Origin of the sequence: Pseudomonas fluorescens (assembly GCF_902497875.1) — a bacterium.
GTDB classification, from domain to species: domain Bacteria; phylum Pseudomonadota; class Gammaproteobacteria; order Pseudomonadales; family Pseudomonadaceae; genus Aquipseudomonas; species Aquipseudomonas fluorescens_BR.
In genome coordinates, this window is record NZ_CABVHY010000011.1 from 187,678 (window position 1) to 203,093 (window position 15,416).

The 15,416-nt window shown below is 60.6% G+C and carries 12 protein-coding genes; 5 read left to right on the forward strand and 7 right to left on the reverse strand.

Going from position 1 to position 15,416, the window contains the following annotated elements; genetic code table 11:
* Positions 1 to 89: 89 nt before the first annotated feature.
* Positions 90 to 2,942 carry an RHS repeat-associated core domain-containing protein gene (locus F8N85_RS13380; protein WP_150804071.1) on the reverse strand — a complete coding sequence of 951 codons (2,853 nt, stop codon included), beginning with the start codon at positions 2,940 to 2,942 and terminating at the stop codon, positions 90 to 92.
* Between the two features lie 168 nt (positions 2,943 to 3,110).
* On the opposite strand from F8N85_RS13380, the gene F8N85_RS13385 reads away from it, so the two are divergent.
* The gene (locus F8N85_RS13385; protein WP_150804072.1) at positions 3,111 to 3,575 is read left to right on the forward strand and encodes a multidrug transporter; all 465 of its coding nucleotides are present in this window, start codon (positions 3,111 to 3,113) and stop codon (positions 3,573 to 3,575) included.
* 32 nt (positions 3,576 to 3,607) lie between these two features.
* On the forward strand, positions 3,608 to 4,432 hold the full coding sequence (locus F8N85_RS13390; RefSeq protein WP_150804073.1) for an SDR family oxidoreductase: 825 nt from the start codon (positions 3,608 to 3,610) through the stop codon (positions 4,430 to 4,432).
* Positions 4,433 to 4,559: 127 nt separating this feature from the next.
* Here F8N85_RS13390 and F8N85_RS13395 read toward each other — a convergent pair whose 3' ends face one another.
* The 4 genes from F8N85_RS13395 to F8N85_RS13410 are packed head-to-tail and all read right to left on the reverse strand — an operon-like array spanning position 4,560 to position 9,398.
* Positions 4,560 to 5,423 (reverse strand): HlyD family secretion protein, encoded by an 864-nt coding sequence (locus F8N85_RS13395; protein WP_150804074.1) that lies wholly within the window; start codon positions 5,421 to 5,423, stop codon positions 4,560 to 4,562.
* A gap of 10 nt (positions 5,424 to 5,433) precedes the next feature.
* Positions 5,434 to 5,634 carry a DUF1656 domain-containing protein gene (locus tag F8N85_RS13400; protein ID WP_150804075.1) on the reverse strand — a complete coding sequence of 67 codons (201 nt, stop codon included), beginning with the start codon at positions 5,632 to 5,634 and terminating at the stop codon, positions 5,434 to 5,436.
* The gene (locus F8N85_RS13405; protein WP_150804076.1) at positions 5,624 to 7,819 is read right to left on the reverse strand and encodes an FUSC family protein; all 2,196 of its coding nucleotides are present in this window, start codon (positions 7,817 to 7,819) and stop codon (positions 5,624 to 5,626) included. Before F8N85_RS13405 ends, F8N85_RS13400 begins: the two co-directional genes overlap by 11 nt.
* A 55-nt stretch (positions 7,820 to 7,874) precedes the next feature.
* On the reverse strand, positions 7,875 to 9,398 hold the full coding sequence (locus tag F8N85_RS13410; RefSeq protein ID WP_150804077.1) for an efflux transporter outer membrane subunit: 1,524 nt from the start codon (positions 9,396 to 9,398) through the stop codon (positions 7,875 to 7,877).
* Positions 9,399 to 9,580: 182 nt separating this feature from the next.
* Here F8N85_RS13410 and F8N85_RS13415 point away from each other — a divergent pair, with 182 nt between their 5' ends.
* Complete coding sequence (locus F8N85_RS13415) at positions 9,581 to 10,549, forward strand: LysR family transcriptional regulator (protein WP_150804078.1); 969 nt, start codon at positions 9,581 to 9,583, stop codon at positions 10,547 to 10,549.
* A gap of 277 nt (positions 10,550 to 10,826) precedes the next feature.
* Positions 10,827 to 11,801: a 2-hydroxyacid dehydrogenase gene (locus F8N85_RS13420; protein ID WP_150804079.1), complete on the forward strand. Its 975-nt coding sequence runs from the start codon at positions 10,827 to 10,829 to the stop codon at positions 11,799 to 11,801.
* Positions 11,802 to 11,857: 56 nt separating this feature from the next.
* On the opposite strand, the gene F8N85_RS13425 is transcribed toward F8N85_RS13420, so the two are convergent.
* Positions 11,858 to 12,760 carry a DMT family transporter gene (locus F8N85_RS13425; RefSeq protein ID WP_150804080.1) on the reverse strand — a complete coding sequence of 301 codons (903 nt, stop codon included), beginning with the start codon at positions 12,758 to 12,760 and terminating at the stop codon, positions 11,858 to 11,860.
* 139 nt (positions 12,761 to 12,899) lie between these two features.
* Between F8N85_RS13425 and F8N85_RS13430 the strand changes: the two genes are divergently transcribed.
* Positions 12,900 to 13,775: a helix-turn-helix domain-containing protein gene (locus F8N85_RS13430; protein WP_150804081.1), complete on the forward strand. Its 876-nt coding sequence runs from the start codon at positions 12,900 to 12,902 to the stop codon at positions 13,773 to 13,775.
* A 42-nt stretch (positions 13,776 to 13,817) separates the two neighbouring features.
* Here the strand turns inward: F8N85_RS13430 and dacB are convergent, their stop codons facing one another.
* The gene (gene dacB, locus F8N85_RS13435; protein ID WP_150804082.1) at positions 13,818 to 15,275 is read right to left on the reverse strand and encodes a D-alanyl-D-alanine carboxypeptidase/D-alanyl-D-alanine-endopeptidase; all 1,458 of its coding nucleotides are present in this window, start codon (positions 15,273 to 15,275) and stop codon (positions 13,818 to 13,820) included.
* Between the last annotated feature and the right edge of the window lie 141 nt (positions 15,276 to 15,416).

Here is a 15,416-nt window from a genome sequence, read left to right on the forward strand (position 1 = left end):
AGCTAATGCTGAAAAGCCATGCCTGGCTACTGTCAGAAACTACAGCGCTGACCAGCGGCGCAGGATGAAGGCTTGTAACCCGTGCTCATCTACTGTGCAGAACTCTGCATAGCTGCGCGCCTGCCCACTTCCACGTAATTTGAATAACGATTTAGACGATCCATGACATAAGCCTCAGGAAGTCTATTGAAACCACCTTCGCCTCTCACACCCTTGTAGTCCATGCCTCGACGGCTATCTTTTATAGAGAACCATTGCATGTAACTATTTGGCATAGTGTTAATTGAGTTAAAACGATCAATGGAGGTAACATCATCTACCGATACATCTGGAAAAAAATATCGACTATTTCTAAGTAACGTATCATCGCCCAACTGATACCTTGGATCCGCATTCGCAGACGCAACAGATGCAGTCTCTCCTATTTTAAAAGCGCCGGCGCGGACTGTATGGGCCATTGGAAATGTCGGCCATGGATCTACGACAACAAGTTTATTTTCCGATAATGTTCTCTTATCCCCGATGACGACAAACCCGTGGTCAGCGCCTTGCGCGCGAACTCTAAAAACCGGCTCCCTGGTTTGGGTACTGGCCAATAGATGAAAGGCTATATCGGCATGTTCCTTACAATTACCCACGCCATATTCGAGGATGACGGGCATACGCTGTTCCAAAGAGACCCTGCGGACCGATTGAAGTTCACCCATATTATTCAGCGGTGACCGCCATAGATCGAGCCTTTGATTATCCGAGCCATAGGGCAACAAAGCCTTGGTAATGATATTTGCCAGATGGGCGTGTTCGAGAGAGTCATAAGTACCTTGATCTACTCGTCTCACAATATTACTCGGCTCAACGCCATAGTTAGACAAATACATCATCCGGGATGGACTCAATTGTGGCCCATCGATTTCGATGGCCTGACGCTGGCTTTCAGACAGATGATTTATATTAATGCCGACCAGCCCTTGAACATCCTTATAAGTCACCGGGCTATTACCCACGAACCTATATAAATTGGCACCCGTTACATATCCTGCCGGATCAGGACTACTCCAACGTTGCAACCATGGCACGTAGTACCTGAAGCCGTAATAATACAGCCCCGTCGCATCCCGCTCTTTCCCCGAGTAGCGCACGGTCTTGTAACTCGCCTCCACTTCCCCCCGGCCGGCAAACCACGCGGTGCTGCCAAAGGGGTGGTAACACTCGTGACTGATCACCTCGCCTTCACTGTCGAGTTCCAACGTGCAGGAACCCAGATGATCGGCGACGCTGTAACGCAACTGATTATTGGCAATCCCTTTAGGGGGTTCCGTCTCCCAGTGCAACACCCGCACACTGCTTCTGCCGGCCTGGGCGACGATCACATGGAGCACTTCACCGGTGCCACTGTGGCTGCGAATTTCCAGACCCGGCAAGTAACGAACTTCAGCGTTCAGTGTGCGGGCATTGGTCTGGGTCGAGTGGACTTTGCGCCGGCGCATGCCGTCGGCGCCGTAGCTATAACGCTCGCGGTCATTGAGGCCGGAGTCGCGCGCTACCGGCCGCACTTCCTTTAACTGGTTTCGCAGGTCCCAACTCAGTACCTGCCCCGGTTGCAGCTTCAGCAGATTGCCGTTGGCGTCGAAGGCGGCGGCGATTTCTGCTTCGCTCGGTGGTCCGCCATTCTGTTCGGGCAGGCAGCGGTTGCTGTGCCGGGCGGCGGTCAGGGTGCGGCCATGGTGTTGCGGGCCGTCGTGGGTCAGCTTCAACAGATTGCCGCCCTCGTCGTAGCGGTAGGTCTGGCGGTAATTGGCCCGCGGCGCAGGATCGTCGAAACCTGAAAAGTGCGGGCCTTTATTCGGGCCGCCCGCCTCCCAGCCGGTGGCTTCGATCAGTTGGTAAAGGCTGTCATAGACATAGCGGCTGATCGGGTCGATGCGCTGGTTGGCGAAGTAACGAATCGGTTGCGCCTTGTCTTCAATGCTCAACACATTGCCGACCGGGTCATAGCAGTAGTTCAGATCCTGTAACGTACCGCCATCACTGCGCCGGGCTTGAAGCCGGATCAGGCGACCGTCTTCAGGGCGATATTCCAGGGTGGTGGTGACGCCATTACCCGCGGTTTCCCCCTCGGTCTGGCCGTGGGCGTTGTACTGGATGGCACTGATCAGAAGTTGCGGCTTTTGCTGCCCTTTCAATTGCAGATGAGATTCGCGTAACTGACCGCCAACGGTCTGGCTGAAGCTCTGTCGATTGCCTTTGGCATCGGTCTGCTCCAGCACATCACCCAGTGGATTGAAGCGCGATCGGGTCGTTGCGCCCGCGCCGGGTTCAAGCAACTTATTGCGCTCGAGCAACTCCTCGGGCCAGTCGAGCGAGTCCGGCTGATGCAAAAAATGCTGAGTCTGTTCCAGCAGCTGGCCCATCAAGCCGAACTCATCGAACACTCCTGTTCCCGCTGGGTCATCGTGGCGAATCAATTGCCCGCATTGGTTGCGGTCGGCGAAGCCCGGATCGGCGCCGCCGTAGCCGTAACGCTCCGAGCAAAACGACAGTTCACCTTTGGCCTGCTCGAACACCGCCTGCGGCCGCAGCAGCGTGTCGTACTCCAGCCGCCGCTGACTGCCCCGGCCATCCCAGCTGTGCACCCGCTGATCCGCTTCGCCCAACAAGCTGACGCGCCACCCGGCATCAACGCTGGTCGAACTCAGCACCTTGCCGGAAGGCGAATACACCGCGGTGAGGTTGGCCGGGGCCGAAGCGTCGCTGAACAATCGCGGATCCCACTGGGCGATGGCGCGCCCCGCCGGGTCATGGGCCGTGCGATTGACGCGCGCTTCGGCAGGCCCGCCTTGCGCAATGCGGCAGTAACCCACCGAGCGCACCGTCAGGCCACGCGGGTCGGTGACTGTCAGCGTCGGGGTGCGGCGATGTAATATCGGTGTCCGAGCCAGCATGGCCTGTCGTCATCCTTGTGCGTCAAGACAGCTAATGCTTAAAGGTCATGCTTGGCTACTGTCAGAAATTACAGTGCCGACCAGCGGCGCAACCATCAAATCCCCTCATGTCCATTCCCATCGCCCTTCGGTACGATGGTGCTACGTAGCTCTCGGAGACTTTCAAGCATGTTCATCGGCGTCCTGCTGGTCATTACCTGGCTGGTCCTGTTACTGCGCTATCCGGCCAAAGCCTTGCCGGTGTCGCTGGCGGCGGCGATTGGCCTGGGTCTGGTGGCGGTGTGGGTGATCTGGCTGGATAATCGCGAGGTCAAGCAACTGGCGCGGCTGGAGTTGCGCATCAGTTATGCGCCCGAGCATTGCCCGGCGGATCGCCCGCTGCTGCTGAAAATGAATAACGGCAATGACGTCCCACTGACCGAGCTGCGCTGGCGGATCGCCGCCTATGCGCCCGGCGACACGGTGAACCTGGCGGACAACCTCTACTCTGCCCCACGCTACCGTGGCCCCGGCGAACTGCAGGCCGGTGCCTCGTGGGAAGACTGTTTGCCGCTGCCTCCGCTACGGCCCGGTTATCGCCCGCAATCCCTGGAGTTTCGCGCCGAGCGTTTGCAAGGTAGTTTCTCCGACTGAACCACTCTCCTCTCTTGCACAAGGACCGCGCCATGCCCCTCGCGTTAATCACCGGTTGTTCCAGCGGCATCGGCCGCGCGTTGGCCGATGTGTTCAAAACCGCCGGTTACGAAGTCTGGGCCACCGCGCGCAAGGCTGAGGATGTGGAGGTCTTGGCCGCTGCCGGGTTCACCGCGGTGCAGCTGGACGTTAATGATGGCCCAGCTCTCGAACAGTTGAGTGAGCAGATCAACCAGCAACATGGCGGCCTCGATGTGCTGATCAACAATGCCGGTTATGGCGCCATGGGGCCGTTGCTCGATGGCGGTGTTCCAGCGATGCAGCGGCAGTTCGAAACCAATGTGTTCGCGGTGGTTGGCGTGACGCGTGCGCTGTTCCCGGTGCTGCGCCGAGCCAAAGGATTGGTGGTGAATATCGGCAGTGTGTCCGGAGTGTTGGTCACACCGTTTGCTGGCGCCTATTGCGCCTCTAAAGCGGCCGTCCATGCATTGAGCGATGCGCTGCGCATGGAACTGGCGCCATTTGGAGTGCGGGTCATGGAAGTTCAGCCGGGGGCAATTGCCTCCAGTTTTGCCAAGAATGCCGGTCATGAGGCGGAGCAGTTGATCACCGAACAATCACCGTGGTGGCCGCTACGTGAAGGTATTCGTGCACGGGCCAAGGCGTCTCAGGACAAGCCGACGCCTGCCAGTGAATTTGCCGCTGGTTTGCTCAAGGCTGTGCAGCAGAGCAAACCGCCGCGCCTGATTCGGTTGGGCAATGGCAGTCGGGCGCTGCCGTTGTTGGCGGCATTGTTGCCCAAGGGTGTTTTGGAGACGGGGTTGATGAAGCGGTTCGGCCTGAGCGGGCAACTCTAAGACCGCGGTGACCTCATCGCGAGCAAGTTCGCTCCCACAGGAATGAGTGTCTTGCACAAAATCTGTGTTCGACGCGGGCAACTGTGGGAGCGAGCTTGCTCGCGATGGGAGCAACTCGGTCTACCCGTTACTCCTCCCCTTCCTGCTTCACCACCACCGTACAAGTAATCCCCGCCGCCAGCAGCACACCGTCCGGCACTTCATCGATATGGATGCGTACCGGCACTCGCTGGGCCAGGCGTACCCAGTTGAAGGTCGGGTTGACGTCGGCGATCAGCTCGCGGCTTTGCGGGTTGTCACGGTCGTAGATGCCGCGGGAAATGCTTTCGACATGGCCCTTGAGCACTTCGCCGCTCATCAACTGCATATCGGCTTTGTCGCCGACCCGTACGTGAGGCAATTTGGTTTCCTCGAAGAAGCCGTAGACCCAGAACGAGTTCATGTCGATCACGGCCATTTTCGCTTCGCCGATCCGTGCGTAGTCGCCGCGATGGACGTTGAGGTTGGTGACGTAGCCATCTACCGCCGCCAGCACTTGGGTGCGTTTAAGGTTGAGCTGCGCCGCTTCCAGTTGCGCTTGCGCGTGCTGGTAATCGGCCAGGGCCGAGTCGGCGATGTTGCTGGCGTCGTCGCGGCTCTCCCTGGAGATCACCAGGCTGTCCATGTCGGCGCGGCGATGGGCGTTGACCTTGCGCATCTCCCAGGTGGCCTTGCGTGAGGCCACCAGCGACTGCGCCTGTTTCACCGCAATCTGGTAATGCTCGGGGTCGATCTGCATCAACAGGTCGCCCTTTTTTACCAGTTGGTTATCACGCACCGGGACGTTGACCACTTCACCGGTGACGTCGGCGGCGACGTTGATGATGTCGGCTCGCACCCGGCCATCGCGGGTCCAGGGGGTGTTCATGTATTGCACCCAGAGGGTACGGCCGATCCACAGGGCGAGGGCCAGCACGAGCAAGGTGGCGAGCAGGCTGAAGAGCTTTTTCATCAGGTCGTTCTCAACGGTAAACAGTGAGCGCCAGGGCGCCGAAGATGCAGGTGAACAGGCTCAGGCGCAGCAATGCCGGGTGCCAGAAAAAGCGGTACAGATCCAAGCCTGCCAACAACCGGTCCAGGGCCCAGGCCAGTACCGCAGCGATAAAAAACATCAGGGTCATGGTCGGCATGTACACGCCGTGGAAAGCGATTTCACGAGGCATGTTCTAGTCCTTGGGGCTCGGCGGGCGCTGTGAACGCTGCCAGCGGTGATTGCGGGTCAAGTAGTGAGGTGCGGATAAAGTGCAGGTAGCTCTTCACTCGACGCAGTGCGGAAGTATCGAAGTGCGGTGCGAAGGGTTCGTCGGTGGCCTGTACCCGGCTGATGGCGTGGTCGACCGCGATCAAGGCGCGTTCGAGGTTGCTTTGGCTCGGCTGGATAAATAGCCGCACCAACGAACGGCCCATGACCCGGATCGCCTGGCGCCACGGTTGGGACTCGGCGTAGGCCGGATGCACCGGGAGAATCGCCTGCTCCTTGCGCAACTCGATGATCGCGTGCCCGACTTCCAGCACCACGAACATCCAGCGCAGCAAGTCGCGCTGCACCTGGGGTTGTCCGGCGGCCAGGCCATAGGCCTGGTGCAGTAAATCCCGGGTGCGACTCTCGAAACTCGAGCCCAGCCCCTTGAGCTTGCCGCTGATGGCGTACACCACCTGTTCGCGCAGATCCTGTTCCAGTCGACGCCACAACCAGCGGCTGTTGGGCGGCAGAATGATCGCCCCGGCCGCAGCGCAGACCAGCATGCCCATGACCATGGCGATGTAGTCGTTGATAAAGGCGTAGGGGTTGTAGACGGTCAGGTTGTCCGGCACCGAACCGGTGCTGAAAAAGATCAGCAGGCCCAGGCCGACCCCGGCGTATTGCGGGCGCGAGGAGAGAAACGAGCCGAGCACGATCACCGGCGCCAGCATCACGCAGAGCAAGGGAAAACCGTCGATCCAGGGAAACACGAAAAACATCTCGACGAAGCCCACCAGCGCACCGATCAACGTGCCACAGGCCATCTGAAAAGCCATGCGCTTGGGGTTTGGGGTAGCCGCCGACAGACCGACCGTGGCGGCGGCGATCAGGGTCATGGTCGCGCCGCTGGGCCAGGCAGTGGCCACCCAGTAACTGCCGAGTACCACCAGGATGAAGGCCGCCCGAAACCCCGAGGCCACCGACGCCAGCCAGTTGGTTTGCGGGGTAAAGGGTTCGTCCCATTGCTCGCGCTGGTGGCTGTGTTCGGCCAGCGAGGCGTGAGTCTGTGCATAACTGTGCAGGTCGTCGACGAAGCGGTAGAGCAACTCATAGGCCGTGTGAAAGTCCAGCTGCTCGGCGTCACTCGGCTCGCTCTCGTGAAAGATTGCCCGCAGGCTGCGCACCCGAGTGGGCAAACCGTCTTTATAATTCGCCAGTTGCGTGGCCAGGCGTGCCGCGTCGGCACTGGTCAGCGCCCGGCCGGAAAAGCCGTCGAGCACTTCGGCCAGGTCGTGCAAACCGGGTTTGATCGCCGCCACTGCCTGCTCGGTGCCACTGCTGTGCAAACGCTCGAGCAATTGGTGCAAGGCGTTGAAGCGGGTGGTGATGCCCATGAACTCGCTGTTCAACCGACTGAGCCGGCCGTTGCGCCGGCGCATGTGCGGGTCTTCGAACACGGTGACGCTGCGCAACCCTTCGAGGCCGACCGCCTCGGCGATGAAGCGCACGTTGCTGTTTTCGAACGCCTCGCGCTGACTACGGCCGCGCAGGCCATCGGTGACGAACAGCGCGAACACCCCGAAGCGTTGATACAGCGCATTGCGCATTGCCGCACTGGCGGTTTGCGGGAGGATCGCGGCGCTGACCAGGGTGGCGCAGAGAATCCCCAGGGAGATTTCCAGCACCCGCCACACGGCGGCCATAAACGCGCCCTCGGGATGGGCCAGCGCTGGCAAGCCGATCATCGCCGCGGTGTAGCCGGCCAGCACAAAACCATAGGCTCGAAAGTTGCGATAACGCGCCGCGCCAGTCGAGCAGATACCGACCCAGATCGCCAACGCGCCGAGGAACAGTTCGGTGTTCTGGGCGAACAGGGCAATCAACGCGACCATCACCGCCGACCCGGCCAACGTACCAAGGAAGCGATAGAAACTCTTGGCGAACACCTGACCGCTCTGCGGTTGCATCACGATAAACACCGTGATCATCGCCGTGCGCGGTTGTGGCAGTTCCAGGCGCATGGCCAGCCATAGGGTCAGAAATGCCGCGATCAACACCTTGAAGATGTAGACCCAGGTCACGCCGTCGCTGCGTGCCCAGTCGTAAAAGCCACGGCGCCATTCAAGGGAATACAGCCAGCGCAAAGGTGCGGGCAAGGAAGTCATGAAATCCTGCTCATTTTGAAGAAACGTGAGTCAAGCGAAATCCTGTGTGTCCCGCTCAATTCAGGATTCTCTTAACAGTACTGTGGAGAGTGGCCGGGGTTTTCGGTGCCTGCGTCTGGCTGTCTTTGGGCACATCATTGCCCGCACCGAGACCACCGCCGAGCGCCGTCACCAGTTCGGCGTGGGCGCTGAGGCGCGCGGCCTGGACCTGCTGCTGGATCTGCTGCTGCCGGAACAACAGGCTCTGGGCATTGAGCACGTTGAGGTAGTCGGTGAGCCCGCGCTGGAAAGCGATCATGGCGATGTCGTAGGTCTTCCGTGCCGAAGCTACCGACTCGGCGGCAAAGGCCTGCTGCTTGTCCATCGACTCGCGGCGGATCAACTGGTCAGAAATGCTTTTCAGCGCGTTGACCAGGGTCTGGTTGTACCGGGCGACGGCAATGTCATAACCGGCCGAAGCTTCACCCAGTTCCGAGCGCAGACGGCCACCGTCGAAGATCGGCAGCGAGATCGCCGGGCCGACGCTGTAGTTGAGCTTCTTGCCGGTCAGGAACTCCAGCGCGCCACCGCCGGTGGCCATGAAACCGAGGCTGCCGACCAGATCGACGTTGGGGTAGAAACCGGCGTGGGCGACATCGATGCTCCGGGCCTGAGCCGCGACTTGCCAGCGACTGGCGACCACGTCGGGACGTTGACCCAGCAGTTCGGCGGGCAAGGCCGAGGGCAACTTCAGTGCAGCGCCCAGCGACAACGTTGGCCGTTGCAACTGCGCTCCCTCCCCCGGACCTTTACCGGCGAGCGCGGCGAGCTGGTTGCGACTCAGGGCGATTTCTTCGTCCAGTGCGTCCAGTTGCCGATGGGTTTCCGGCAACGGCGTCTCGGCCTGGCTGACTTCGAAATGCGTACCGATGCCGCCGTCCAGACGCTTTTGCGCCAGGTCGAGGATCTGTTGTTGCTGCTTCAGGGTGGCGTCGACAATATCGCGCTGGGCGTAATGCAGCGACAGCTGGATATAGGCGCGGACCACATTGTTCTGCAGCTCCAGCCGAGCCATGCGCGCTTCGGCGGCGCTCATGTGGGCCAGGTCCACGGCGCGTTCGGTGGCGTTGCTTTCGCGGCCCCAGAGGTCGAGAGCATAACTGAAGCCCAGCGCAGCATTGTTGTCCCAGGTGGTGGAGTTGGCCAGCTCACCGGGGCCGTAAAACTGGTCCGTAGGCCAGTTGTGGCGCTTGAGTGTCGAGTCGCCATTGATCTGCAACGACTCGGCCGATTCGGCAATCCCGGCCATGGCCCGGGCCTGACGCACCCGGGCAGCGGCCATGGCCATGCTCGGGCTGCCTTGCACGGCGAGGTCGATCCAGCGATTCAGTTGCAGGTCGCCATAAGCCTGCCACCACTGGGCGGTCGGCCAATGAGCATCCTGCGCGGCGCTCTGGATCGCCTCGTCGGTGGCCAGGGTATTGGCGGCGAGTGTCTTGCCTTGTGGGGCAATTCCTCCGGTTCCGATGCAGCCGCTGATTGCTAACGATAAGGCCCAAACACTGAGAGTCTTCAGCTCTCTGTTGATGCGACGCGGCACTGCTGCAATTTCCTGGAGTGGGGAGGTTCTCTTACGGTGGAACAATTCTAGGGGGCGGGAGGGACCGCGATAAGCCGGGATTCCTGTGAATCTTTGTTACCGTTAGCGCGATAATCCCTTGGTCGGGTCACAGCAGCCTGTTACTTCGTGTCACAATTTGCCATCTGCCTTGAGAGCACCCCATGGACACTTTGCAAAATATGCGCGCCTTCAGTTGCGTGGCCGAAGCCGGCAGCTTCACCGCCGCCGCCGTGCAGCTTGATACAACGACTGCCAACGTCTCGCGCGCGGTCTCAACCCTTGAGGCCCATCTGCAAACCCGCTTGCTCAACCGCACCACCCGGCGCATTGCGCTGACCGAGGCCGGCAAACGTTATCTGCTGCGCTGCGAGCAGATCCTGGCCTATGTCGAGGAAGCCGAAGCCGAGGCCAGTGACGCCCATGCGCGGCCGGCCGGGCAGCTGAAGGTGCATACCATGACCGGCATCGGTCAGCACTTCGTGATCGACGCCATCGCCCGCTATCGCAAGACCCACCCGGACGTGACCTTCGACCTGACCATGGCCAACCGCGTGCCGGATCTGCTGGACGAGGGCTACGACGTCTCCATCGTGCTCGCCAGCGAACTGCCGGACTCGGGCTTTGTGTCTCAGCGCCTGGGCATCACTTACAGCATCGTTTGCGCCTCCCCGGCCTACGTCAAAGCCAATGGTTGCGCGCACAAACCCAGTGACCTGCTGAACCACGCCTGTTTGCGCCTGGTAAGCCCGGTGATCCCGCTGGAAAAATGGACATTCGACGGCCCCGAAGGCCAGGAAATGGTCACCATCAACAGCTCGCCGTTCCTGGTGAACTCCGCCGATGCGATGAAAACCGCGATCACCAGCGGCATGGGCGTGGGTGTGCTGCCGGTCTACGCGGCCATCGAAGGCCTGCGTAATGGCACGCTGGTACGGGTGATGCCCAACTACCGTTCGCAAGAGCTGAACCTGTACGCCATCTACCCGTCGCGCCAGTACCTGGATGCGAAGATCAAGACCTGGGTCGAGTACCTGCGCGGTTCGCTGCCGGAAATTCTGGCGGCGCATCAGGCGGAGCTGACGGCGTATGAATTGAGCGGAAGCATGAGTGGCGGGCGCTTGGCGATTTGACGCCAAGGATGTATGCGATCAACTGTGGCGAGGGGGCTTGCCCCCGCTGGGTCGCGCAGCGGCCCTAAAACCTGCAACCACATTTTGTCAGGCACACCGCATTCACAGGTTTTACGACTGCTGCGCAGCCGAGCGGGGGCAAGCCCCCTCGCCACAGGGTGCAGTGTTTATCTCTAAATCCTTAACTGACTGACATTGGGGCAAGCCCTCTCGCCACCACCCCGGCAAAAATGATAGCTTGCTTGGCATTCTCCTCCGCCCGACGAGCCCTTCTCCCATGAAAAAGACCGTACTTGCCTTCAGCCGCGTTACCCCCGAAATGGTCGAACGCCTGCGGCAGGACTTCAACGTGATTGTGCCCAACCCGAAACTGGGTGACATCAATGCGCAATTCAACGAAGCCCTGCCTGATGCCCACGGTTTGATTGGTGTCGGCCGCAAGCTTGGTCGGGCTCAGCTTGAGAATGCCGCCAAACTGGAGGTGGTCTCCAGCGTCTCGGTTGGTTACGACAACTACGATCTGGCCTATTTCAACGAACGCGGGATCATGCTCACCAACACCCCCGACGTACTCACCGAAAGCACCGCCGACCTGGCCTTCGCGTTGTTGATGAGCAGCGCCCGGCGCGTCGCCGAACTGGACACCTGGACCAAAGCCGGGCAATGGCAGGCCACCGTCGGAGCGCCGCTGTTTGGTTGTGATGTGCATGGCAAGACCCTGGGCATTGTCGGCATGGGCAACATCGGCGCAGCCATCGCCCGCCGTGGACGCCTGGGTTTCAACATGCCGGTGATCTACAGCGGCAATAGCCGCAAGGCTGATCTGGAACAAGAACTCGGCGCGCAATTTCGCAGTCTCGATCAGTTACTGGCCGAAGCCGATTTCGTCTGCCTGGTGGTGCCCCTCAGCGAAAAAACCCGACACCTGATCAGTCATCGCGAACTGGCGCTGATGAAGCCGAGCGCAATCCTGGTGAATATCTCCCGGGGCCCGGTGGTCGACGAGCCGGCACTGATCGAAGCCCTGCAAAACAACCAGATTCGCGGAGCCGGGCTGGATGTCTACGAGAAAGAACCGCTGGTCGAGTCGCCGCTGTTCCAGCTGAAAAACGCCGTGACCTTGCCGCACGTCGGCTCGGCCACCCATGAAACCCGCGAAGCCATGGCCAACCGCGCCCTGGACAACCTGCGTAGCGCCTTGCTCGGTGAGCGGCCGCAGGATCTGGTCAATCCGCAGGTGTGGAAGGGTTAGTAACGCTAAAGGCACGCCTTATCGGGCGTGCCTTATCACTGACTCCCCATGGCTGATCAAGCCAGCTTTCCGCTACCCGATATGATCCGTGATCCGGGCTTGCGGAACACCAGCACGTTACCGAGCATCACCAATACCAGTCCGGCCAACGCCGGTGCCGTCCACTGGTAGCCCTCAACCAACGCCGAGACATTCAGTGCCACCACCGGGAACAGCACGGTGCAATACGCTGCCCGCTCCGGGCCCATGCGGCCGACCAGGGTCAGGTAGGCGGTGAAGCCGATCACCGAGCCGGGAATGACCAGATACAGCAGTGAGCCTACGTAGCGAGTGTTCCATTCCATGTCGAAGGGAATGCCTTTGATCAGGCAATACGCCGACAGCATCGCCGCCCCGTAGGCCATGCCCCAGGCATTGGTGGTCAGGGGTTTGAGGCCAGCCTTCTGTTGCAGGCTCGACAGCATGTTGCCGGCCGAGAAGCACATGGTTCCGATCAGTGCCAATCCCAGGCCGAGCAAGGTTTGCGGGCTGGCAGTATGGCCGACCAACTCTGGCCAGAACAGCAGGCCCAGCCCGCACAACCCCAGGGCGCCGCCCATCAGCACGTTGCGGGCGATTTTCTGCTTGAAGAACACCCGGGCATTCAGGGCATTCCACAGCGTCGCGGTTGAAAACACCACGGCGACCAGGCCGCTGGGAATCCATTGGCTGGCGTAGAGGAAGCACATGAAGTTCACACAGAACAGGCACACACCCTGGGCGAGGCAGATCAGGTGGCCGCGCCGATTCATGACCTGCAGGCGACGGCTGAGCAGCAGCATGACGAACAGCACCAGCGCCGCCAGGCCGAAGCGATAGACGATCGACACGGGAATCGCCACCACGCCCAGTTGCAGCTTGAGGGCGATCCAGGTGGTGCCCCAGATCAGCACGGTGAGCAGGTATAACGAGAGGTTCATGACGAGGACTCCTGAATATGGCTATCAGTCTCAGGCCATGACGCTCCGGCGCGCTTGCATAAACTTGCGCTTTTGTCGGATCGCCGGCTCACAGCGCCAGGGCGACGGAGTAGGATGCAAGGCGTTGGAGAAAACGATCATGTCCACCCTGGAAAACCTGCAAGTCTTTCAAGCCCTGAACCGCTCGCCCCATGCTCGTCTGGAGCACAGCGCCGAGCTCGGTGACGGCATGGCTGCAGCCCTGTGGAGCAACCATCACGACGCCCAGGACTACCAGGCGCCGAGTCATCACACCTTGTCCTGTTACATCGCCGGCGGCACCGGGACCTTTCGTCGCGAGCATCCCGGTATCAAGGGTGGCCCGGACAAGTTGTGCATCCTGCCGGCCGAACATCAGTCTGCCTGGGTGATCAACGGCGAGATCCGCCTGGCTCACCTGTACTTCAGTCCGGAGCAATTTGCCCTCGGTTGCGTCACCCTGCTCGACCGCGAGCCCCGTGAACTGCAACTGCAGGAAAGCACTTTCCTCGAAGACCCGACCCAGGCCCGGCGGTTTCGGCAGTTGATCCAGCTCAACTGGGACGAACCCGGCGAGCGCCTGCTGACCAGCAGCCTGGCCCACGAACTGCTCAGCCATACCTTGCTCAGTCAGGTCGGCCTGCGTCAGGGTTTGCGTCTCAAGGGTGGCCTGGCCGCGCATCAACGGCGGCAACTGGTGGAACATATCGACAGCCAGTTGGCCGAGCCGATCAGCCTCGGGCAGCTGGCGGGGTTGTGTGCGCTGTCGGAATACCACTTCGCCCGAATGTTCCGTGAAAGCTTTGGCTTGCCGCCCCATCAGTACCTGTTGGCGCGGCGCCTGGCCCATGCGCGGCAGTTGCTGCGCAGCACTTCACAGCCTCTGGGCGAGATTGCCCTGGCCTGTGGTTTTGCCAGCGCCAGCCATTTCACCAATCGCTTCCGGCAGGCGGTGGGCGGGACGCCCGGGGAGTATCGGCAGGCGTTTTTGCGGTAAGTCCCAAAAGATCGCAGCCTGCGGCAGCTCCTACGCGCAGGCTCAATTCGCCCAATGCGCCAGGGCAACGGCCACTTTGTCTTCCAGCGCTTTGATCCGGTCGCCGTCGACCAGGTAATTGTTCGAGACCATGGCAAACACCAAAGACCGGCCATTGGCACTGCTGACATAACCCGACAACGACGAGACAGACCCCATCGAACCCGTCTTGGCGTGCAGGTTGTTTTCGGCGGGCGTGTTGCGCAGGCGATTGCGCAAGGTGCCGCCGAGCATCCGCTGCGGATTGCCGGCAATTGGCAGCGCGGCGTACCAACTGTCGAACCATGGCTGTTTGCGCACGACCAGCAACAGGTCAGTCAGGCTTTGCGTGGAGATCAGGTTGCGGCGCGACAGACCCGATCCGTCGACCTGGGTCAGTAGCTCAGTACTAATGCCCTGACGGGCCAGAAAGCTATTGACGGCCGCCACACCAGCGCTTGCCGTTCCGGCATTGGCGGTCTTGCGACCCATGGCTTTGAGCAGCACTTCGGCGATGCTGTTATTCGACAGTTTGAGCAAGGGCAATAGCAACTGAGCAAGCGGCGGTGATTCATGACTGGCCAAGGAGACGGCGCCTGGCGCGGTTACCCCACCCATCAAGGTCTGACCGCGAATCTCAATCCCCTGCTCGGTCAGCGCCTGCTGGAAAATATCCGCGACCAATCGGGTCGGTTCCCAGACGCTGACCCACTGACGACTTTGTTTTCCCGGGGGCAAGGTCCCACTGACGGTCAGTTGATTACTCCCGTGTTCGCGGTTCACGGTAATGCTGTTGGTCGGCCCGACCGTCGCACGATTGAGCAGCGTCAGTGTGCGGTTTTGCGGACTGATGCTGACGAGCGTCGGCTCACCATCAAGCGCCGACGCATTGACCGTGACAATCACCGTACCCGCGTCGAAATCATCATTGGGCGAAAGGCTGAGCGCCGAAATTTGTGCGCCGTAGTACTTCTCTTCATCGTCATGGGCCCAGTCGACGCCGAGTCTGCTGGCATCGAATGCTGTGTCATCGAGCACCAGATCGCCGCTGACGCTTTTGATGCCCTGGCGTGCCAACGCCATCGCCAGCTGGCGATAATCCTGTGCCTGAATGCTCGGGTCACCCGAACCTCGAAGATAGAGGTTGCCGTCCAGGCGACTGCCCAGCTGCTGGCCATTGCTCAGCAGCTGCGTGGTAAACCGGTAATCGGCGCCCAGCACATCCATGGCCGCAGCCGCGGTCAGCAATTTGAGGCTCGACGCCGGCAACAGGCGGGTATTGCCATTGCGCTGAAAAAGCATTGCACCGCTGTTCGCATCGCGAACGGTCAAAGAGCTGATCGCTCCCTCCAGGGCCGGATCGGCCAACACGCTTTCAAGAGCCCGTGTTGACTCGGCCTGGGGGACAATAGCGCAAGCATTGAGCAATAAACTCGCCGCAATCAGCAGCCCCCTGACGCTGATACGTTGTCTTGTATTCATCAAACTCCTTTTTCCTTCCTGTCCTGATAACCGGAAATACCCGCTGAAGATCGCCACGGCTAACGATCGCACCGACTGGCGTGGTTCTTCATGAACCAGCGCCGGGCCAGATAACAGCCAACGCATTCCCGGTGTCAACGA